Below are 19,692 nucleotides of genomic sequence, written 5' to 3' on the forward strand. Positions count from 1 at the left end.
TGCTGCGAATCAGAAAATATCTAGAACCGCCCCAAGTTTGGTGGCAATAAGATTAGCAACCACCTCAGGGACATGTCGGTATGCAAGCCACTTGCCTTCTGCCATATCGTTGTAAAACCGATTGGCGAAAAAGACTGTTGGTCCATCTACTGTGTAGGAAAGTGAGATCCTATTACCTGAGCCATTCGTCTCTTGTTTTTGAAGCGTAAGAACCTCTGGGGCAAAGCCAGCACATAGAACGAGGGCACGTTCAAGAACACTTGGTAAGCCAATTCTGGCTGGGAGCCAAACGGTCCCATTATTTCGCTCATACGTGATAGGTATTGGGTGAAGGTCCTCAAGGCCTGTTCTAATGCTCACCCACTTTGCAAATGCGTCAAGCGCCAGCCAAACACCCCAACGTGAGTCGCTGACGAAGGCGTACCTTCCTTGGTCCGCGAGCACGTACAGGTTGTCCATTCCTGTGTCAAGATCTTGCACCTTCCAAAGCTCGCTTGTATTGCCGCAGGGGTTGGCTGTAAACCGCCCCTGGCCTGCGTGGAATCGCATGGCGCTATCCCGAGCGCTTCCAATAGACTCCATTGTGTTGTGAAGCGTTACGTTTGTGAATGCCTTCAAACTGCCAGCCCAATTCGCAATTGAAATGCAAGGTGTTTGTGTAAGCTGGAAACCTATTTGATCTAATGTTTTTTTAGCTTCAAATTCATTAATGATGAGCAATCGCCATGACTCGAATTCAACCGCATTGGTGATCAAGCTGTGCGTAGACCACGCCTTTTCTGCTCTTGCGATATTCTCCCAATGAGAGATACGTAAGGTTCCCGCAACCCCCCAAATTTGAGGGCCGTGAGATGTGGAAGGTAGCGAGTAAAAAGTGGGCTTAACCGAATGTATTCGAGCTATATGCCCCTTATGCGTTCTGGAAATTTCGAGGTGACCGCGCCGACAAAGGTCCAGCAGGATTAATGCGGGATCACCGAATGCATCAGAAGTACGGATAAGTCGTTGTAATTGATTTCTTGCTACGCCGTAATCAAAACTACCTGACTGGGCGAGTGAGTCGAGGAATTTTTTCCGAACATCGATAATGACAGCGTCGTGTTTAACGATGGCCCCAAGTTCTACGGGCTTTAAATCAAAACCAACGACGTTGAAGGCTGATTGCTCAATAACTGGCAGGAAAACACCAGACAAACCTTCGTCTGATGTCATCGGTATTCCAAGATTGTCCAGACTAAATGGACGCCCTATATCAACAAAGTCTCCTCCCAGACCGGCAACTCTCAACTTTGCCTGGCCGAGTTGGGTACCATTTTTGGTAGTTGCGTGGAGCACATACGATGCACTTCTTGCACTAGGTAGCCTAATCTCGAATCGTCTTAACGGTATCAATTGGGCTTGCTCGCCCGTGTTCGCATAAGTGGGTAAGAACGTCTCATGGATAATGATGTCTTGAGAGCATGTTATGCGCGTGCCCTCAGGAGCGTCTAACTCAATCATGGGTAGATCGTAGGGCAGATACATGCGACTGTAGCCGCGTCGAATCGACCTTCCACCAACAAAACGGATACTACGAGGCTTTGGATGGGCACATTCCTCCCCATCAGGGAGAAGACGTTGCTCAAGCGTAAGACTGTCACACGCCACTAAATTAACAAACAACCAGTTATCAGGAATTCCTGCCACCGATATCAGTTTGTGATCAGGTTTGACACGTTCGAGGTAGCTCTTGAGAGATGCAAAACTGTGGGGCGGGGCCAATAGAAAGGCCTGTCCACTCCCAGGAAGATCACCCTCTCTCAACTCTAAGTTTCCAGTCACAGAATCAAACGCCGGAACCAGAACCCAGAGCAGATGTCGCCTTAACAGAAGTTGGAGTGTTGTAGGTTCTGACTCTTCGATACCAAGGTACTGGACATTAAACTGCAGGGCGTTTTCAGATGCTTGTTCAGCGATTCTCCAGAACTCCGCATCTTGCTTGGCAGATGACGTGCAGTTTGTCCCTTCCGTGCCGGAAAAGCATCCCTTCCACTTAAATTCATTGTGGGACAGCACAAACTTACCAGTATCTTGTAAAGCAGGCAGACGCCAGCGAGGGGAAATCTCCAGGGGGGCATCCTGCACCACCACTAAAGAAATGCCAACTCCTTTTAAATCTTTTAAATCAGTGGATGAATAATGTGAACTACTATTTTTATCCGTTAATGTTCCATCCCAATCGGAATATGCAGTGCTGATTGCAGCAAGGATAGGCTGTTCGAAATCAGGAATATCGAGTGCCTTTTGAAATCCGGCAGTGAAAATCCGTTTCGTCGCACGCGCCTCGTCCAATATCCGCGATAAGGATGCTTTGGACAATTCTTGGCCAGGTCTAATTTGTGCCTGTACAAACGCTTGTGCAAGGTTTTCTATATCTTGGGGCTTTAAAATGCTTTGGGATCTTGGCACGCCGATCCTGTGATAGCCACCCAATCTCCTCAGTTTAAAGGAGCCGAACCGCCCAGCATTTCTTTCCGTCCACTTCTGCAAATCGGCCCAAGCCGATTCAACGCGATCCATTTCATTGGGGCCGAAAGTATGGTGCAGTTTAAGATCTGCTTGTAGCCCCCCATAATACGAGTTCGGGTTCTCCGCATCGTTCCTGATCAGAGCGGCAAGGTAGGGAAGGTATGCAGGGGCATGCAGGCCTAGGTAGGTAGGATCCAAAGCGCCAGGGTCCATGTAGTTGCGGTTATTAGCATCTCCTTTTCGTTGTTCAACCAGATCACGTATGCGTTGAGCGAGGCTACCGCCTGGGTTGGCCCAGATATGGCCAGTACGAACTGCGTCCAAAAATCCAGCGTCACCACCGATATCTTGACCAATTTGGTCGAGAAACTCCTTGTCCACCCTAAGGAACACCTCCTCACCCTTGGATGCCTCGGAGAAGAAGCTATGTAGCAAGCGAAGATTCCATTCGCTGAATCTATCGTCGAGTGGCTTGCTCTTGGAATCTGGCAGCTCCTGTACATGGCCAAATTGGCTGGGTATCTCAGTCTGGGGTTCGAGAAGGCCGTCCTCACTAGCGTTCATACGTATGATTTCTCACTCATGCGGCAAGATAGCGAACCGTTGAAAGGTAGCTCCGTATAGTCAGGTGCGATGCATTTAGTCGTTTGTGCCTGGTACGTCCGAGCAGCCTCCCTGTTTGGGTATAGTTAAAGCACTCTTTTGGCTTCTTGTCAGAGTTAGTTTTGCGAAGTCCGGAAGCAGCTGGCCTGTCCGGGCAGCCGGCCAGTCACAAGCAGACTGTCTCAAGATCGGGAGCTCCCTTGAGATGTTTAGTGATGTAGGCTGCTGGGTGTGGCGGACGCTTGTATAGGGTATGCAGCACATGGCTATCATACCCTTAGATTAGGCTATATGCATACTGTGCAGGCAGTGCAGCAAGAGCTCTTTAGGTGACAGAGCAGTTCCCGGGCGGATATGGGTGGTGTTGTGTAGCGGGCTTTTGTAACACCGACCCGAAGGCCGGTATTTTCAAATGGTACCGGTAAGGAGCTCTGCGATTTAGTAAAGCTTATGGACGGCTAACATCCGACCAATAGCCTCGCCGACTAATGGTGGGACGGCGTTACCAACCTGAGTGTAGCGGGGGCATTCTTGCTTTCTTTGCTTTCCACCGGTCGTATACTTTCCCTGAAATTCGAACCAATCTGGGAATGATTGAAGCCGAGCATTTTCACGTACGGTAAGAATTCTTGGTTCACTGTAATGGAGGATATCATCAGGCAAGGTCGTAATTGTTGGGGCTGGTCTACCTTGATCGAGAACTGTTGTTGCGTGCTTTTTAGTTCCTACTTGTTCTCGCTCCTCCTGTGATAAGCAATACCCTGGGCGACAGATTTCCTGAATATGCTTAAAATATTCTCTGGTTTCGGCCTTGTGTCTCGCAAGTCTTCGGCTATTCGGTGCACGATTCTCGCAGCTTAGCCTCATAAGTTTTTGGAACGCATTGGGATTTGGGTGAGGGGTATATTCTGCTTCAAGAAATCTCGACATTCCAGAGTCTTCATTGGAAACAAGAATTTTCCCATGTGTTTCAAGGTCAGAAATTGCTTCTCGTGTTGTTACATGGCGAGTGATGGGTAATTCTTTGGCGGTTAGAAAATCGCGCCGGCTTTCCTGTACCATTTTCAGCAGGTTAGATCGTTGAGAAGAATTCCCTTTTCGCTCGCAGAGCATAAAGTAGCGATGGCGGGTTTGGGGGACACCAAAATCTGCGCAATTGACGAGTCCTGAGTCGACGTCATATCCGAGAGCATCTAATTTCTCTGCAATGTATTTCGCGTATGAGGCCTTGCCGGCATTCGCAATATCTTCGGCAACTCCTCCCTTGGTCTCGAAGCGCATGTTGAATCCAGCAACGTTCTCAATAACTAAGTATTGAGGTTGCAATAAACCAACAAGAGCAAGGTATTGCTCTGTCATTTTGTTGCGAGGGTCAGTGGGGTCGCGTTTTCCCGCCGTTGAAAATCCTTGGCATGGAGGACCACCAACGATGAGATCAATCTGGCCTCGGAGCGCCGCAACTTTTTCAGAAAAGCCTGAAAGTAAGTCTTCGCAGGTCATGGCCTGCTTTGGAAGCCATTTTGGCCAAGCGAACTGGTACTTAGTTCCTTCGATCAAGTTGAAGCGAAGCGTTTCAAAAGCTAGAGAGCTCTTCTCTATGGCAAAGACACCTTCGTGTCCAGCCTCAAGGAGGCCCAATGAGAGGCCTCCACATCCGGCAAACACGTCGCAAAATCGTAGCTTTTTCGGGGTTGTCATCGCATTTAGCATAGTCAAGTGATGGCCTTCGGCCACTTAGTGTGCCAATGAATTGTCGCACAGCCCCATATTAAGTTCCAGGACTGCTTTAGTAGTGCTTGAGCGGCTATGATTTTTAGGAGGTTTGAATGTTCTGGAGGATGCATGGTTAGCTTGTGCATGCGGTTATCGACAGGGCGCGTAGCAAGATTTCGTCTTCGATTGCTTGGTTGGCATGCCATTTCGAAAAGACAATTTCCATGGCGCCAGAGTGAGGCTTCAAACTACGTGCGGATAGTTGTAGAGCTTCTGCTGCAGCGAACGCGCGCGGAAACGGTCGCGGCATTCTGCCCTAGTTTTCTTACTCGCTTCCCTGATTGGTGGGCTTTGGCCTTAGCAGATCCATCTGAGTTGGAAGTGGTATTGAAACCTATAGGTTTATGGCGCCGCAGAGCTTTAGCCATGACGTTGCTAGCTCAATACGTGGTGGGACGAGGGGGGCAATGGCCAGATAATCGGCCTCAGCTAGAGGCCCTTCCTGCTGTTGGCCAATATGTCGCGAATTCTGTTTTGTTGTTTATTCATGGACGGAGGGAGCCGTTGTTGGATGCCAGTATGGCTCGACTTCTCCGAAGGTACTTTGGTCTTTCCCCTATCAAAGCTGATATCCGTCATGACAAAGTTCTACACTCCACTGCGTATCTTGTCTTGGCTAAGCAAAATCCGATAGAGATCAATTGGGCAATGCTTGATCTCGCGGCAGCTATATGTCGGCCAAGGATGCCGAGGTGTAGAGAATGCCCACTAAGGAGAGCCTGCTGCTTCTACAGGAACCGAGACTCGGGCGAAGGTCTTGTGATGCAAGACGAACCGTATGTGCCAAGCAAGAGGTGACCGGTGATGCACTGGGGAGGGCTAGTAAGCGAGCACTGGACACTAGCGTCCGTATGATCAAAAGAACCATTACCAATCAGACTCTAGCTCGGTGCTCAGGTGGATACCCATCACCTTGGCCTTGCGGTATCTCAGCGGCTCCGCGTTGATCTCTAGGGCAGCAAGTCGACTTGCTGCGATGACCAAGCTGTTGAAGCGGTCATTGCTAATGGCGACATATGCGATGAGCCTTTTGCCAGTCGCCTGCATAGAGCCGATGCAGCGAGGAGCCAACTTGTCGCTTAGGAGTAATGGATCAACGTGTAGGTAGCATTCTAGGGTTGGGTATTTGAAAGCTTCAGGGTATCGGACGGAGCCGTAAAGCTTGATCGCAGCATGTTCTGAATAATGATGACCGATTGGCCTGGTATCGGTAGGCGTGGCCATGCTGAAAGACCATGACATATTCCATCCCCATATCCGGGCTTGTAGGATTATTCGCTCAACGGTGGCACGATTCCGACTAGCCATAACATTCACCCTCTTTGTTTGAGTTGGCTAGATCTGCGCGTCAAGGAAATGGAATGGAGCTGGGACCCGGCCCGCGATGTGCCGGCTCTGCATTATTGGTCGAGAATGAACGGATAAAAAAGGACCTTTCGTTTTCATTGTGCGAAAACTAGGATAATTCTGATGTTCGATCGGGTCGAAGCAATGCTTGCCCTCTACCGAGCAGGATTTGCTGCTGATCCGAAATTGACGCAGTTGCCGCCACTACGCTAACCCAAAAATAATCGGTAAAAATCCAGCGCTGGCAATCGGCACCGGCTCGACATTTGTGACAAGCTTTATTGTTTGCAATGGATGTCGTTTTTTGGCGAAACCAAGATTTGTGACAATCTTTATTATCAGAGCAATATCTTAGGACTGCCCTACAGGCCGCGAATTATGCGGGGCGTTGTGACAATCTTTATTGTTTCGTCACAACCCGCAAAAATCGCAGCCTCGGCTGCGATTTTTGTATCCGACTCGAGGGTATCCATGGACCGCTTCCAGGAAATGCAGATCTTCGCCACGGTGGCTCAGGAGCAGGGCTTCTCGGCAGCGGCGCGACGCCTTGGCTTGTCCGCCGCCAGTGTCACTCGCGCGGTTGCAGCGCTGGAGCAGCGTATTGGCACGCAGTTGCTGATCCGTACCACGCGCAGTGTGCATCTGAGCGAAGCGGGTCAGCGTTATCTGGAAGACTGTCGGAGAATTCTCGCCGAAGTGCAGGAAGCCGAGGATTCGGCGGCCGGCAGTCACGCCCAGCCCCGTGGGCAATTGACGGTGACTGCGCCGGTATTGTTCGGCGAGCTGTTTGTCACACCGCTGATGGCGTCTTATCTGACGCAATACCCGGACGTTTCGATCAATGCGCTGTTGGTTGATCGGGTGGTGAGCATGGTCGAGGAGGGCATCGATGTCGCGGTACGCATCGGTGAACTGCCGGACAGCAATCAGCATGCGATCCGGGTCGGCGAAGTGCGGCGGGTGATCTGTGGTTCGCCGGCTTATCTGGCCCGGTACGGCCGCCCCGAGCATCCACAGGCGCTGGCCGGCGCGCCGGTAGTGGCGACCTCGGCCATCGGCCAGTTGCGCAGCTGGCCGTTTGTGGATCAGGGAGAAGCGATCAGCGTGCGGCCTGAACCGAGGCTGGTGGTCACCGCCAACCAGGCGGCGATTACTGCGGCCTGTCTGGGGTTGGGGCTGACCCGGGTGTTGTCCTATCAGGTCGCCGGCAAAGTGGCTTCCGGTGAACTGGAAATTGTCCTCGCCGATTTCGAACTGCCGCCGCTGCCGATTCATGTGGTGTATCAGGGCGGACGCAAGGCACCGGCGCGGGTGCGCAGTTTTGTCGACCATGCGGTGAAAGCCTTGCGAGAGCATCCGGCGCTGCAGAACGCGGCGTTATTTCATCCAGTGAAATAATCGATTGCGATTGCTGGTGATTCTGTTGCTTTGAAGATGGGGGGAAGATGGCCTCCATCGGCGCTGCCATACCGAACGGCGCCACCTCCAGCGGAGTCGACCATGCAAGCGATCAAACTCTACAACTTCCCACGTTCCGGCCATGCCCATCGGGTGGAGCTGATGCTGTCACTGCTGCAACTGCCGACCGAACTGATCCTGGTCGATCTGGCCAAGGGTGAGCACAAGCAGGCGCCGTATCTGGCGATCAACAGCTTCGGCCAAGTGCCGGCGATTGACGATGACGGCGTGGTGCTGGCCGACTCCAACGCGATTCTGGTGTACCTGGCGCTCAAGTATGGCAATGGTCGCTGGCTGCCGACCGATCCGCTGGGCGCTGCAAGGGTCCAGCGCTGGTTGTCGGCCGCAGCAGGGCCGATTGCTTTCGGACCTGCTGCTGCCCGATTGGTGACGGTGTTTGGCGCACAGTTGAATGCTGAAGAAGCGATTACCCGTGCGCACAACCTGCTCAAAGTGATGGAAGTGGAACTGGGCAAGACCCCATACCTGGCCGGCAGCGAGCCGACCATCGCCGACGTGTCCGCCTACAGTTACATCGCCCATGCGCCGGAAGGCAACGTGGCGCTGGACGACTACGCCAACGTGCGTGCCTGGCTGGCGCGTGTCGAAGCCTTGCCCGGTTTTGTCGGCATGCCGCGCACGGTCGCCGGTCTGCAAAAGACTGCCTGAGGTTCAAGTCCGATCTGATCGAGTTATCCACAATGCGCCGGCGGCGCGGGGAGAGGCGTGATGGAACGTTCACCGTGGCACGCTGGCGAGCAACAACTGCAGGCCCATGTCGGCGTTGCCGAGCGCATGGAGGCCTTTGGCCGAAAAGTGATTCGCGACTGGATGCCGGATCAACACCGCGCCTTTTATGAGCAGTTACCGTTCATGCTGTACGGCGCGGTCGATACCGACGGGCGTCCTTGGGCCAGTGTGCTCGAAGGCGCGCCAGGGTTTGCCCATTCGCCTGATCCCGAGCATCTGCATTTCGCCAGCCAACCCGCTGCTGATGATCCAGCGCAATTGCGCAATGGCGAACCGATCGGGTTGCTCGGCATTGAATTGCATACTCGCCGCCGCAATCGCCTCAACGGTCATGTCGCCAATCTCACCGAGCAGGGTTTTGAGGTGAGCGTGGATCAGGCTTTCGGCAACTGTCCGCAATACATTCAACTGCGCCAGTTCCAGCGCGTGCCGCTGACCGATCCGCAGACACGGCCAGCGCAGCACGGCGACGGTCTTGATGATGCGGCCCGGGCGATGATCGAAAGCGCCGACACCTTCTTCGTCGCCAGTTACGTCGATACCGACGGACAACGTGCGGTGGATGTTTCCCATCGCGGCGGGCAGGCCGGATTTGTCCGGGTCGAAGGTCATCGCCTGACCATCCCGGATTTTGCCGGCAATCTGCACTTCAACACGCTCGGCAATCTGCTGCTCAATCCCAAGGCCGGCCTGCTGTTCATCGACTTTTCCACAGGCGATGTGCTGCAACTGAGCGGGCGGACCGAGATCATCCTTGAAGGGCCGCAAATTGAAGCGTTCCAGGGCGCCGAGCGTCTGTGGACATTCGAGGTCGAGAAACTCGTGCGGCGTCCGGCGGCACTGGCCCTGCGCTGGCGCTTCGACGGCATGTCGCCCACCAGCCTGTTGACCGGCACCTGGGCCCAGGCTGATGCACGTCTGCAGGCCAAGGCTCTCGGTGACCGCTGGCGGCCGCTGCGGGTAACCCGCATCGAAAGGGAGAGCCAGCACATCCGCTCGATCTATCTGCAACCGGACGATGGCGCAGGGATGCCAGTGTTTCAGGCCGGCCAGCATCTGCCGCTGCGCTTCACTCTGAACGGGGAAACGCATATCCGCACCTACAGCCTGTCGAGTGCGCCATCGGATGATTTTCTGCGCATCAGTGTAAAACGCGAGGGTCTGGTTTCAGGACATTTGCATCAGCAGATCCGGGTCGGCGATGTTCTTGAGGCACGGGCGCCACAGGGGCACTTCACGGTGGCGCCGCTGGAACAACGGCCGCTGGTGCTGCTGGCGGCGGGAGTTGGCATTACGCCGTTGCTGTCGATGCTGCGCGAGGTGGTGTATCAAGGCCTGCGCACTCGGCGGATTCGGCCGACGTGGTTGCTGCAGAGTTCGCGCAGCCTGGCCGATCAGCCGTTTCGCCAGGAACTTGATCGCTTGCTGGAAAATGCAGGCGATGCGGTACGGGTGATTCGCCTGCTCAGCCAGCCGGAGGCCGATGTGCATGAAGGCGTGGATTTCGACCGCCGTGGGCGTATCGACGGGGCACTGCTGCGCGAACTGCTGGAGGTCGAGGATTACGACCAGATCGATTTTGCTGTCTGTGGCCCCGGCGCTTTCACCCAAGGTGTCTACGACGGTCTGCGCGAGCTGGACATTCGCGACGCACGGATTCACGCCGAAACCTTCGGCCCGTCAACGCTCAAGCGCCTGCCGGACCCGGATGCGGTGGTCATCGAGCAGCCACCGGCCGCGATCACGTCAGTGCCGGTGATGTTCGAACGTTCTGCCAAGGAAGCGCGCTGGCAGCCGGACGGCGGCAGTCTGCTGGAGCTCGCAGAAAGCCGTGGCTTGCGCCCCGAGTTCAGTTGCCGGGGAGGTTCGTGCGGCACCTGCAAGACGCGCCTGGTCAGTGGCGCGGTGAATTATCCACAGCCCCCGGCGGACATGCCGGAAGCGGGGCAGGTGCTGATTTGCTGCGCGGTGCCAGCGCAGAGCGAGCAGTTGCTGGTGCTGGATCTGTAACCCGATCTTCCCTTCACCCCCGAAAACGTGTGGGAGCGAGCCTGCTCGCGAAAGCAATCTGCCAGTCGCCGTTGATGTGACTGAGAGGACGCCTTCGCGAGCAGGCCCGCTCCCACAGGGGGGCAGTCGAGGTCAGGCGTAAGACAGGTCTTTCTCTTCCAGCAGCTCCTGATACAACGCGGTCCACTTGCGGCCCATCTCGTCGGCGGTGAACAACTGCCGGTAACGCGCCTCGGCCTTGATGCCCATGGCCGCCGCGCGTTCGGGGTTTTCCCAGAGGGTACGCATCGCCTCGCGAAACGCCTGTGGATGACTCGGTGGCACCACCAACCCGGTTTCGTTGTGGATATTGATGTAGCTGGTGCCGGTGCCGATCTCGCTGGAGATCATCGGCTTGCCGTACATCGCGCCTTCGAGCAGCGAAATGCCAAACGCTTCGGAGCGCAGATGCGAGGGGAACACGATGGCGTAGCTCAGTTGCAGCAGGGCGACCTTGTCTTCATCGCCCAGACGCCCGAGGAAGTGGATATTACGCAGGCCCAGCGCGGCGGCCTGGGCATGCAGTTCCAGTTCCAGCGGCCCGGCACCGACGATCACCACTGGATAATCCACGTCCTTCAAGGCATCGAGCAGGATGTGCAGACCCTTGTAATAACGCATGACCCCGACGAACAGGAAAAACTTGTCCCCAAGCTGCTGGCGCCAGCGATTCAGGCGGTCGCTGTCGGCCTGTGGATAACCGGCCTTGTTCAGACCGTACGGAATCACCCGGGTCTTGTCCTGGAACTGCTGCAACACGTCGCTGGTGTGCAGGTAGTTCGGCGAGGCCGCAACAATCCGGTCGGCGCTGGCGAGGAAGCGGTTCATCAGCGGTCGGTAGAGTTTGAGCAGATGCTTCTGACGAATGATGTCCGAGTGATAGGTCACCACGCTCGGTTTGTTCAGGCCGCTGGCAAAGTGCACCAGGTCCATGAAGGGCCAAGGGAAGTGGTAGTTGACCACATCGGCTTCGGCCGCCAGTTCGCGAAACTGTTTGAACACGCTCCAGGAAAACCCGGTGGAGGCGAACTGGATGTCGAGTCTGGCGCGATGCACTTCGTGTGAGCCGAGTTGCATCACGGGAGGGGTCGGGTCGGCGCTGAGGGTCAGCACCTGACCGTCGATGCCGTGATGCGCGCCGCTTTCGCAGAGCTGGAAGATCACTTGTTCGATGCCGCCGACCGAATCTGGCAGATACGTCTTGAAAAAATGAAGAACTCGCATTCAGCCTCCCATGGCCTGGCGGTAGGCACCGGCGGTGGCCTGTGCGCAACGTTCCCAGGAAAATAGCCGCGTCCGGTGCAATCCGGCTTCTCGGCAGGCCTGCCAATGCACTTGATCGTCGATCAGGCGGATCAGCGCATCACGCAAGCCCTGTGCATCATCAGGTTCAATGTAGTTGCCCGCCGCGCCGGCGACTTCCGGCATGGCTGAAGAACGGGTGAGAATCACCGGGGTGCCGCTGGCCATGGCCTCAAGTACCGGCAAACCGAATCCTTCATACCGCGACGGAAACACCAGCGCGCGGGCGCCGGCCAGCAGTTGTGCGACCTGTTCATCCGGCAGATAGCCGAGCAGGCATACGTGACCCGACGCGAGGGCCTGGCGCAGCTCATCGCTGAACTGCGTCTGCTGCCAACCGGCCATGCCGACGATCAGCAGGGGAAAACGCTGGCGCACGGCCTCCGGCAGCAGGGCATGGGCGCGCAATGCCAGGCTCAGATTCTTGCGCGGCTCCAGAGTACCGACACACAGGAAATACTCGCGCGGGGCAACGGCATGCGCCTTGAGCACCGCTTCGATGGCGTCGGGTTGCCGTGGGTGGAAGCGCTCGGCCACACCCAGTGGCGCCACCACAAAACGCTCGGCCGGCAGACCAAAATAAGCCTGCGCCTCGTCGGCAATTGCCTGCGAGTCGGTGATGATCCGTTGCGCCTGTTGCACGCCAGCGGTCAGTCTTCGTTCGATTTCCTTGAGGCGCGCGGGGGGCTGGGTCTCAGGGAAGTGCAGATGGGTCAGGTCGTGCAGGGTGATCACGGTCGGGCCATCGAAGGCCAGCGGCCACAGGCTTGGCTCGTGATACAGGTCGATGCCTTGCGTGCGGCCCTGATCGAAACGTTTCTGCTCCAGCCAGCGCCGCGCCTGATAGGCTCCGGGGATCTGCCGCAGCAGTGGCGTCAGGCGCGAATAGCCGGGCATGGCCGCTTCCGGCAGGGCCGAGCTCCAGCCCCAGCCGTGGAACAACGCCACTTCGACATCGGTTGTGTCGCGCAAGGCGCGGACCAGTTCGGCGACGTAGTGGCCGATGCCAGTGCGTGGCGCCTGAAGAATCCGCGCGTTAAGAGCAATGCGCATGCTGGCCTTCGGATGCGGGCAGTGGATGGTTCAGGTTGCGCTCGATACGCTGCACCAGTTGTGCGCTTGCTTCGCGCCAGCTCAGCCAACGCCATTGGTCGAGGCTCAGAGGTGCCGGAAACTCACCCGAGCGCTCCATCCCGAGCACCAGGTCGGTAAGACTCTGCGGATTGTGCAGATCGAAATACGCCATGTAATCGCCGCCGATTTCGCGGAACACCGGGATGTCGCTGGCCATCGCCGGCAACCCGCGTTGCATGGCTTCCACCAGAGGCAGGCCGAACCCTTCAACATGCGACGGGAATACCAGCGCGGTGGCGTGGGAGTAGGCGTGCTCAAGGCTTTTGTCCGAGAGCGAGTTGAACATGAACAGGCGACGGTTCAGTTGTGGATGCTGGCGGATCCGCTCGATCAGCGCCTCGCACTTCCAGCCGATTTTCCCGGCGATGCACAACCGCGCCGTGGAGCCAGCCGCCCAGGCACGTTCGAACGCATCGAGCAGGTAGGCGTGGTTCTTGCGCGGCTCAATGGTGCTGACCATCAGGAACACCGGCTCCGGGGTCTTGAACAGGTTCAGCAGGTTGCGATCGACCTCCGCTGCGGCGTCGGTCAGGTCCAGTTCGGAACCCAGGTGGAAGTAATCGAACCAGCGCTGCTGCACTTGTTGCGTGCCGATCCGGCGCACCATCTCCTGGCGCACCTGATCACGAATGGTGGTCGAGATCGCGACATAGCCATCGGCCGTGCGTGCAATCCAGTTGAACCAGTCATTGAATACCTTGACCAGACCCGCGTCGCAAAACTGCGGATGGGTCAGCGGGATCAGGTCGTAAATCACCGAAACGATACCCACGCCATCGCGTTTGAGTTGTTCGGCCAAGGGGAAAAAGTTGGCGTGCCAGGAGGAATCGAGCAACACCAGTTGATCGCCGGCCCGATGTTGCAGCGGCACGCAACGCTCGGGGATCGGTTTGCCTTTGAGCAGGCGCCCGAGCACGCGCATCGGCAGGCTGAAACAGGCGAACGCGGTGAGCCGGCAGAACACATACAACACTCGCCGGGCGAAATGCGACTGGCTGAAAGGCCGGCGTCTTTCCAGAGCGCGATGGCGCAACCAGAAGCTGTTGGCCCACTGTTCCAGCTTCACCCGCAGGCTGGTCAGATTGATTCTCGGGGTTTTGATCGGCGCCAGGCTTTTCACTTCATACAGGGCACCGTCGAGCATCACCACCGGGATGCATTCGCGCTCGGCGTTGGCTTCTGGCAACTGTTGAATGACGTTGCGCACCACGCGTTGAATGCCCGAATTGGCGGACGGGTGTTCGAAAACGTAGGTGCACTCCATCAACAGTCGTGTCATCGCGAGATCTCCCTGTCTGGCTGCGGCGTCGGGTGTTCGCTGGAGCGGCTGATCTCGGTCCGGGCCTGCAGCCATGAGCAACCGACAAAGTCTTCCTGGCGGTTGTTGATGACGTGGAAGACCAGACCGTAATCGCGCCATTCGAAATTGCGATCCAGATGCGAGTCCAGACGCGACAGGCTCAGCGCCACCGAATAGCTGCCCTTGCCCAGGCGCATATCGAAGGCGAAGCGGAACGTCACCTGTTCACCGGCGCTCAGGTCGCTGATTGCCTGGTCCTGACGATGGGTATTGATGCCGTAGATCGCCTGGCCGAGGCGATCCTTGATCAGAAAGCCCAACACCAGACGCTCGATGTCCTCGCGCACCTCGGTCTGCACTTCCAGCACCACTGGCTGGCCGACTTCCGCCACTTCCAGGCTGCGCCCTTGAGCGTCGAGCAGGCGCACGCTGACAATCCCCGCTTCACCGGTCCCGGAAATGGTCTGCACCTGGCCGTTGGCGAGCATTTCCTGGCGCACGATCTGGCCTTCGCGCTGGGCAAGCATGGCGTTGTAGTAGTCCATGACCTCTTCGGGTTTGCCGCGCATGGCCAGGCGGCCGTTCTCCAGCAGGATCGCGGTGTCGCAGATCGACTGAATCGCCGAGCGGTCGTGGGACACGATCAGCAACGTGGTACCGGCCTTGCGGAAGTTGCGGATGCGCTCGAAGCTTTTGTGCTGGAAGTAGGCGTCGCCCACCGACAGCGCTTCATCGACTATCAGGATGTCCGGACGCCTGGCGGTGGCAACGCTGAAGGCCAGGCGCATCTGCATGCCACTGGAGTAGGTGCGCACCGGGTGATCGATGGCTTCGCCGATTTCGGCAAAGCTTTCGATCTGCGGCATCAAGGCTTCGATCTCTTCGACCTGCATGCCCAGCAACTGGCCGGCCATGAACGCGTTCTGACGCCCGGTGAAATCCGGGTGGAATCCCATGCCCAGCTCCAGCAGCGCGGCCACACGACCTTGCAGTTGAATCTGCCCGCAGCTGGGTTGCGTGGTGCCGGTGATCATCTTCAGCAGCGTACTTTTGCCCGCGCCGTTGACCCCGACAATGCCGACCGCTTCGCCGGGCTGAATCTCGAAATCGATGTCCTGCAGAACCCAGTGCAAGTGGTGCCGGGTGCCGGAAAACGGCACCAGCCACTCGAACAACCGGCTCCAGCGATTGGGGTATTGCTTGTAGGCCTTGCCCAGGCCGCTGACGCGTATATGTCCCATCAGAGTTCATCCACCATTTCGCCGACACGTTGCCGGAACAGGCGCAGGGCCATGGCGCAGAACAGCAGGCCGAGGATCAGCAACGGCAGCAGCGATGACCAGTTTGGCCACTGGTTGTAGAGGAACACGTTCTGGTAACTGGTCATCAACGCCGTCATCGGGTTGAGGCTGATCAGGTGCTGGATGCCCGGCGGCAGGATCGACAGTGGGTAAACGATGGGGGTCAGCCAGAACCAGAATTGCAGGCAGATGCCGAACATCTGTCCGACATCGCGGAAGAATACGTTGAGGATGCCGAGGATCATCCCCAGCCCGGCGGCGAAGATCACCTGCACCAGCAACAGTGGAATCAGCGCCAGCAAGGCCATGCCGGGCAGGCGCCCGCTGATCAGCAGAAAACCGAAGAACAGCGCGAGAATGATCGCGAAGTTGATCCCGGCGTTGAGCAGCGCAATCACCGGCAGGCAGATGCGCGGGAAGCTGATTTTCTTCAGCAGGTTGGCGTTTTCCAGAAACATGCTCTGGCTGCGGGAGGTGATTTCCGCGAACAGTCCCCAGGTCAGCAGGCCGGCGCACAGGTACACGCTGTAGGCCAGGCCGTCATCCACACCCGGCAGGCGCGCGCGCATGATCTGGGAAAAGATCACCGTGTACACGACGATCATCGACAACGGGTTGAGCACGGTCCACAGCGCGCCGAACAGCGAATTGCGATAACGCGCCTGAAACTCCCGCTTGACGCTGCCGAGGATGAATCCGCGGTAGCTGCGCAGCGAGCGATACAGGGAAAGCAGCATCAAACCGTCCTGCCGTATTGGTCTTCGAAGCGCACGATATCGTCTTCACCCAGGTATTCGCCGCTTTGCACCTCGATGATCACCAGGTCGATCACGCCGGGGTTTTCCAGGCGATGGCGGTGCCCGGCGGCAATGAACGTCGATTCGTTCTTGGCCACCAGATGCGTGCCGCTGCCGTTGTTGGTGACCTTGGCCATGCCCTCGACCACCACCCAGTGTTCGTTGCGGTGATGGTGCATCTGCAGCGACAGCTTGCCGCCGGGCTTGACCACGATGCGCTTGATCTTGAAGCGCGGGCCTTCCTCGAGCACGGTATAGGTGCCCCACGGACGGCTGACCGTGCGATGCAGGCGGTAGGCTTCGTGGGACTTGTCCTTGAGCTGCTTGGCGACGCGCCGCACATCCTGGGCGCGATCGGCGTGGGCCACCAGCACGGCATCGGCGGTGTCGACGATGATCAGGTTATCCACACCCACGGCAGCCACCAGCCGGCCTTCGCTCTGCACGAAGTTGTTGTGACTGTCGATGAACACCGCTTCGCCGCTGGCGCGATTGTTGTCGGCATCGGCCGGTACCAGTGCTGCCACGGCGCCCCATGAACCAATGTCGCTCCAGTCGAAACCGGCGGGCACCACCACGACTTTTTCCGAGCGTTCCATCAACGCGTAATCGATGGAGATGTCAGTGATTTCAGCGAACAGCGCTGCTGACAGTTCCTGTTGCAGACAGCCGACGGTTTCCACCGGGGCGCTGGCCTCCATGCAGGCGCGGGTCTGCTCCAGCAACTCCGGTGCGTGCAATTGCAGCTCGTTGATCAGGGTCGCGGTGGTGAAGCAGAACATGCCCGAGTTCCACAGGAAGTTGCCGCTTTCCAGGTAATGCGTGGCGGTTTGCAGGTCAGGCTTTTCCACGAAACGCTGCACCTTTGCCGCGCCTTTGGCATCCAGTGGCGCGCCGGTTTCGATGTAGCCGAAGCCGGTTTCCGGGGTGGTCGGCAGCACGCCGAAGGTCACCAGATAACCGTCCTTCGCCAGGTTGACCGCGTGTTCGACGGCGCTCTTGAGCGCTTCCTGATTAACGATCAGATGGTCGGCTGGCATCACCACCATGATCGCGTCGTCACCGTGCAACGCTTGCAGTGACAAGGCCGCCGCAGCAATCGCCGGGGCGGTGTTGCGCCCGGTCGGCTCCAGCAGGAAGTGTCCGCGATGGCGCGACACATGGGCGGCGCAATAGTGATCCTTGCTCTGGAAGTAGTATTCGCGGTTGGTCACCGTAACGATGTCGCCCCAGCCGTCCAGCAATGCGGCGGCACGCTGATAGGTCTTGCCCAGCAGCGACTGGCCGTCGGGCAGGGTCATGAACGGCTTGGGATGGCCCTCGCGGGACACCGGCCACAGACGAGTGCCGGCGCCGCCGGACAGAATCACGGGGATCAGCATGGCCTACTCCTTGGCGACGCGTTTCATGTCCGCATCCATCATCATGCGGATCAGGGTGTCGAGGTCGGTTTTCGGTTTCCAGCCCAGCACGCGCTGCGCCTTGGCCGGGTTGCCGAGCAGCACTTCGACTTCGGCGGGGCGGAAGAACGCCGGGTCGATCTTCACGTAATCGCGGTAGTTCAAACCGACGTGATCGAAAGCGATGCGGCACATCTCGCGCACGGTGGTGGTGATGCCGGTGGCGACCACGAAATCGTCAGGTTTGTCCTGCTGCAGCATCAGCCACATGGCTTCGACGTAGTCACCGGCAAAGCCCCAGTCGCGTTTGGCGTCGATGTTGCCCAGGGCCAGTTCCTGCTGCTTGCCCTGTTTGATGCGGGCAGCGGCGTCGGTGACCTTGCGCGTCACGAATTCGATGCCGCGCAGTGGCGATTCGTGGTTGAACAGAATGCCGCTGCTGGCGTGCAGGTCGAAACTTTCGCGGTAGTTGACGGTGATCCAGTGGCCGTAGAGTTTGGCGACACCATAGGGGCTGCGCGGGTAGAACGGCGTGTTCTCGTCCTGTTGCTCAGCCTGGATCAGGCCGAACATTTCGCTGGTCGAGGCCTGATAGAAACGGGTGTGCGGGCTGAACTGGCGGATCGCCTCGAGCAGGTGGGTCACGCCCAGGCCATCGACGATGCCGGTGGTCACCGGTTGATTCCAGGACGCGGCGACAAAGCTTTGCGCGGCCAGGTTGTAGACCTCGTCCGGCGCCGACTTGATCACCGCGCGCTGCACCGAGCAGGCATCGGCCATGTCACCGTCAAGGTAGACGATGTCGCCTTCGACGCCCATCTCGCGCAGGCGCCAGCGTGAATCGCTGCTGCGCCGTGCGACCAGACCGTGAACCTTGTAGCCCTTGTCGAGCAGCAGTCTGGCCAGATAAGCGCCGTCCTGGCCGGTGATCCCTGTGATCAGTGCACTTTTCATTCTTGTCGTACTCGCTGCTCCCAGTCGGACAGGATCGCCCGCAGAGATTGTTGTGTTGTAATTTTCGGCGCCCATCCCGTGACTTGGGCAAGCCTTGCATGACTGCCGCAAACGCGACGCTGATCCGCGCGGCGCATGCGCGCCGGATCCTGGACCAGTTGCAGGTCGACCTCGGCAAGGTCGGCCATTTGCTCGATCAAACTGCGGATGCTTTGCTCGCGGCCCGAGCAGATGTTGTAGACCTGCCCCGGCGTGCCTTTTTCCAGCAAGGCGAAATACGCCGCGATCACATCGCCGACATCGAGGAAATCGCGCGTGACGTCGATGTCGCCGACCTCCAGTTGCGCGGCTTGCAGGCCTTGTTTGATGCGGTTGATCTGGCGTGCAGCACTGGCGATGACAAAGTTGTCTTTCTGCCCGCTGCCGATGTGATTGAACGGCCGCGCCACCAGCACCGGCCAGCCTTCGCTCAGGCCCCACTGCAGGCTGAGAAACTCTGCCGACAGTTTGCTCACCGCGTACGGATTGCGCGGGCAGGGCGGTTGCAGTTCGGTAATGGGCAGGGCGCTCTCGTCGACTTGTCCATAGACGTCGCCGGAACTGACATACAGGAACGTCCCGCGAAAGCCGCGGGCCTTGAGGGCCTGTAACAGATTGAGGGTACCGAGCAGATTGATTTCTAGCGTGCGGGCCGGGTCGCGAAAGGCTTCGGGAACGAAGGTCTGGCCGGCCAGATGAATCACCGCGTCGGGCAATTGTGGCCACAGTTCGGCGAGGCTGGCAGGTGCCGTGAGATCGTAGGGTGCAGCGGCAGGCAGCAGTTCCCATGTCGAGTCAGGCTGATCCAGACACGACTGGAGATGTTGTCCCACGAATCCACTGAGGCCCGTGATGAACAGACGCTTTTTCAAACAGCGACCCCTTGGTCTTTAACTTTCGCCACTTTCCCACAGGCTTTGAGGAGAAGTCTGTCAGGCCGGATGAAAAGACCGACATGACGGCAGGCGAAGTCGTTG

15 protein-coding genes are annotated in these 19,692 nt (G+C 57.7%); 4 read left to right on the forward strand and 11 right to left on the reverse strand.

The window, feature by feature from the left end; all coding sequences use genetic code 11:
• Positions 1-9 precede the first annotated feature (9 nt).
• Both ACM6HV_RS07610 and ACM6HV_RS07615 read right to left on the reverse strand, forming a co-directional pair.
• The gene (locus ACM6HV_RS07610; RefSeq protein ID WP_414903878.1) at positions 10-3,072 is read right to left on the reverse strand and encodes a hypothetical protein; all 3,063 of its coding nucleotides are present in this window, start codon (positions 3,070-3,072) and stop codon (positions 10-12) included.
• A gap of 477 nt (positions 3,073-3,549) precedes the next feature.
• A complete protein-coding gene (locus tag ACM6HV_RS07615) occupies positions 3,550-4,821 on the reverse strand; it encodes a DNA cytosine methyltransferase (protein WP_414904146.1) in 1,272 nt (423 codons plus the stop codon).
• A 147-nt stretch (positions 4,822-4,968) separates the two neighbouring features.
• Between ACM6HV_RS07615 and ACM6HV_RS07620 the strand changes: the two genes are divergently transcribed.
• Positions 4,969-5,682, forward strand: a complete 714-nt coding sequence (locus tag ACM6HV_RS07620; RefSeq protein WP_414904148.1) for a hypothetical protein — start codon at positions 4,969-4,971, stop codon at positions 5,680-5,682.
• Between the two features lie 69 nt (positions 5,683-5,751).
• On the opposite strand, the gene ACM6HV_RS07625 is transcribed toward ACM6HV_RS07620, so the two are convergent.
• Positions 5,752-6,108 carry a hypothetical protein gene (locus tag ACM6HV_RS07625; protein WP_414903879.1) on the reverse strand — a complete coding sequence of 119 codons (357 nt, stop codon included), beginning with the start codon at positions 6,106-6,108 and terminating at the stop codon, positions 5,752-5,754.
• Between the two features lie 594 nt (positions 6,109-6,702).
• On the opposite strand from ACM6HV_RS07625, the gene ACM6HV_RS07630 reads away from it, so the two are divergent.
• The 3 genes from ACM6HV_RS07630 to ACM6HV_RS07640 all read left to right on the forward strand — a co-directional run bounded on the left by ACM6HV_RS07630 (position 6,703) and on the right by ACM6HV_RS07640 (position 10,449).
• Positions 6,703-7,629, forward strand: coding sequence for a LysR family transcriptional regulator (locus tag ACM6HV_RS07630; RefSeq protein WP_414903880.1), 927 nt, complete (start codon positions 6,703-6,705; stop codon positions 7,627-7,629).
• Between the two features lie 102 nt (positions 7,630-7,731).
• Positions 7,732-8,358, forward strand: a complete 627-nt coding sequence (locus ACM6HV_RS07635; protein ID WP_095667941.1) for a glutathione S-transferase family protein — start codon at positions 7,732-7,734, stop codon at positions 8,356-8,358.
• Between the two features lie 60 nt (positions 8,359-8,418).
• On the forward strand, positions 8,419-10,449 hold the full coding sequence (locus ACM6HV_RS07640) for a pyridoxamine 5'-phosphate oxidase family protein (RefSeq protein ID WP_414903881.1): 2,031 nt from the start codon (positions 8,419-8,421) through the stop codon (positions 10,447-10,449).
• A gap of 132 nt (positions 10,450-10,581) precedes the next feature.
• Here the strand turns inward: ACM6HV_RS07640 and ACM6HV_RS07645 are convergent, their stop codons facing one another.
• The 8 genes from ACM6HV_RS07645 to ACM6HV_RS07680 are packed head-to-tail and all read right to left on the reverse strand — an operon-like array spanning position 10,582 to position 19,587.
• Entirely contained in the window at positions 10,582-11,712 is a 1,131-nt protein-coding gene (locus ACM6HV_RS07645) for a glycosyltransferase family 4 protein (RefSeq protein ID WP_414903882.1), read from the reverse strand.
• Positions 11,713-12,843, reverse strand: coding sequence for a glycosyltransferase family 4 protein (locus tag ACM6HV_RS07650; RefSeq protein ID WP_414903883.1), 1,131 nt, complete (start codon positions 12,841-12,843; stop codon positions 11,713-11,715).
• Entirely contained in the window at positions 12,827-14,203 is a 1,377-nt protein-coding gene (locus ACM6HV_RS07655) for a glycosyltransferase family 4 protein (RefSeq protein ID WP_414903884.1), read from the reverse strand. Before ACM6HV_RS07655 ends, ACM6HV_RS07650 begins: the two co-directional genes overlap by 17 nt.
• The gene (locus ACM6HV_RS07660) at positions 14,200-15,465 is read right to left on the reverse strand and encodes an ABC transporter ATP-binding protein (protein ID WP_145593830.1); all 1,266 of its coding nucleotides are present in this window, start codon (positions 15,463-15,465) and stop codon (positions 14,200-14,202) included. Before ACM6HV_RS07660 ends, ACM6HV_RS07655 begins: the two co-directional genes overlap by 4 nt.
• The gene (locus ACM6HV_RS07665; protein ID WP_041073796.1) at positions 15,465-16,262 is read right to left on the reverse strand and encodes an ABC transporter permease; all 798 of its coding nucleotides are present in this window, start codon (positions 16,260-16,262) and stop codon (positions 15,465-15,467) included. Before ACM6HV_RS07665 ends, ACM6HV_RS07660 begins: the two co-directional genes overlap by 1 nt.
• Positions 16,262-17,704: a mannose-1-phosphate guanylyltransferase/mannose-6-phosphate isomerase gene (locus ACM6HV_RS07670; protein ID WP_414903885.1), complete on the reverse strand. Its 1,443-nt coding sequence runs from the start codon at positions 17,702-17,704 to the stop codon at positions 16,262-16,264. The genes ACM6HV_RS07665 and ACM6HV_RS07670 overlap by 1 nt, the downstream gene beginning before the upstream one ends.
• Before the next feature lie 3 nt (positions 17,705-17,707).
• A complete protein-coding gene (gmd, locus tag ACM6HV_RS07675) occupies positions 17,708-18,676 on the reverse strand; it encodes a GDP-mannose 4,6-dehydratase (protein WP_047297367.1) in 969 nt (322 codons plus the stop codon).
• A complete protein-coding gene (locus ACM6HV_RS07680) occupies positions 18,673-19,587 on the reverse strand; it encodes a GDP-mannose 4,6-dehydratase (RefSeq protein ID WP_414903886.1) in 915 nt (304 codons plus the stop codon). The genes gmd and ACM6HV_RS07680 overlap by 4 nt, the downstream gene beginning before the upstream one ends.
• Positions 19,588-19,692 lie beyond the last annotated feature (105 nt).

This window comes from Pseudomonas sp. IT-P260 (genome assembly GCF_949768395.1).
Taxonomy (GTDB): Bacteria; Pseudomonadota; Gammaproteobacteria; order Pseudomonadales; family Pseudomonadaceae; genus Aquipseudomonas; species Aquipseudomonas parakoreensis.

Excerpts from the sequence above, each read along its gene's own strand:
- ACM6HV_RS07610 (WP_414903878.1), bottom strand. The coding sequence starts at position 3,072 with ATGAACGCTAGTGAGGACGGCCTTCTCGAACCCCAGACTGAGATACCC.
- ACM6HV_RS07615 (WP_414904146.1), bottom strand. The coding sequence starts at position 4,821 with ATGCTAAATGCGATGACAACCCCGAAAAAGCTACGATTTTGCGACGTG.
- ACM6HV_RS07620 (WP_414904148.1), top strand. The coding sequence starts at position 4,969 with ATGCGGTTATCGACAGGGCGCGTAGCAAGATTTCGTCTTCGATTGCTT.
- ACM6HV_RS07625 (WP_414903879.1), bottom strand. The coding sequence starts at position 6,108 with ATGGCCACGCCTACCGATACCAGGCCAATCGGTCATCATTATTCAGAA.
- ACM6HV_RS07630 (WP_414903880.1), top strand. The coding sequence starts at position 6,703 with ATGGACCGCTTCCAGGAAATGCAGATCTTCGCCACGGTGGCTCAGGAG.
- ACM6HV_RS07635 (WP_095667941.1), top strand. The coding sequence starts at position 7,732 with ATGCAAGCGATCAAACTCTACAACTTCCCACGTTCCGGCCATGCCCAT.
- ACM6HV_RS07640 (WP_414903881.1), top strand. The coding sequence starts at position 8,419 with ATGGAACGTTCACCGTGGCACGCTGGCGAGCAACAACTGCAGGCCCAT.
- ACM6HV_RS07645 (WP_414903882.1), bottom strand. The coding sequence starts at position 11,712 with ATGCGAGTTCTTCATTTTTTCAAGACGTATCTGCCAGATTCGGTCGGC.
- ACM6HV_RS07650 (WP_414903883.1), bottom strand. The coding sequence starts at position 12,843 with ATGCGCATTGCTCTTAACGCGCGGATTCTTCAGGCGCCACGCACTGGC.
- ACM6HV_RS07655 (WP_414903884.1), bottom strand. The coding sequence starts at position 14,203 with ATGACACGACTGTTGATGGAGTGCACCTACGTTTTCGAACACCCGTCC.
- ACM6HV_RS07660 (WP_145593830.1), bottom strand. The coding sequence starts at position 15,465 with ATGGGACATATACGCGTCAGCGGCCTGGGCAAGGCCTACAAGCAATAC.
- ACM6HV_RS07665 (WP_041073796.1), bottom strand. The coding sequence starts at position 16,262 with ATGCTGCTTTCCCTGTATCGCTCGCTGCGCAGCTACCGCGGATTCATC.
- ACM6HV_RS07670 (WP_414903885.1), bottom strand. The coding sequence starts at position 17,704 with ATGCTGATCCCCGTGATTCTGTCCGGCGGCGCCGGCACTCGTCTGTGG.
- gmd (WP_047297367.1), bottom strand. The coding sequence starts at position 18,676 with ATGAAAAGTGCACTGATCACAGGGATCACCGGCCAGGACGGCGCTTAT.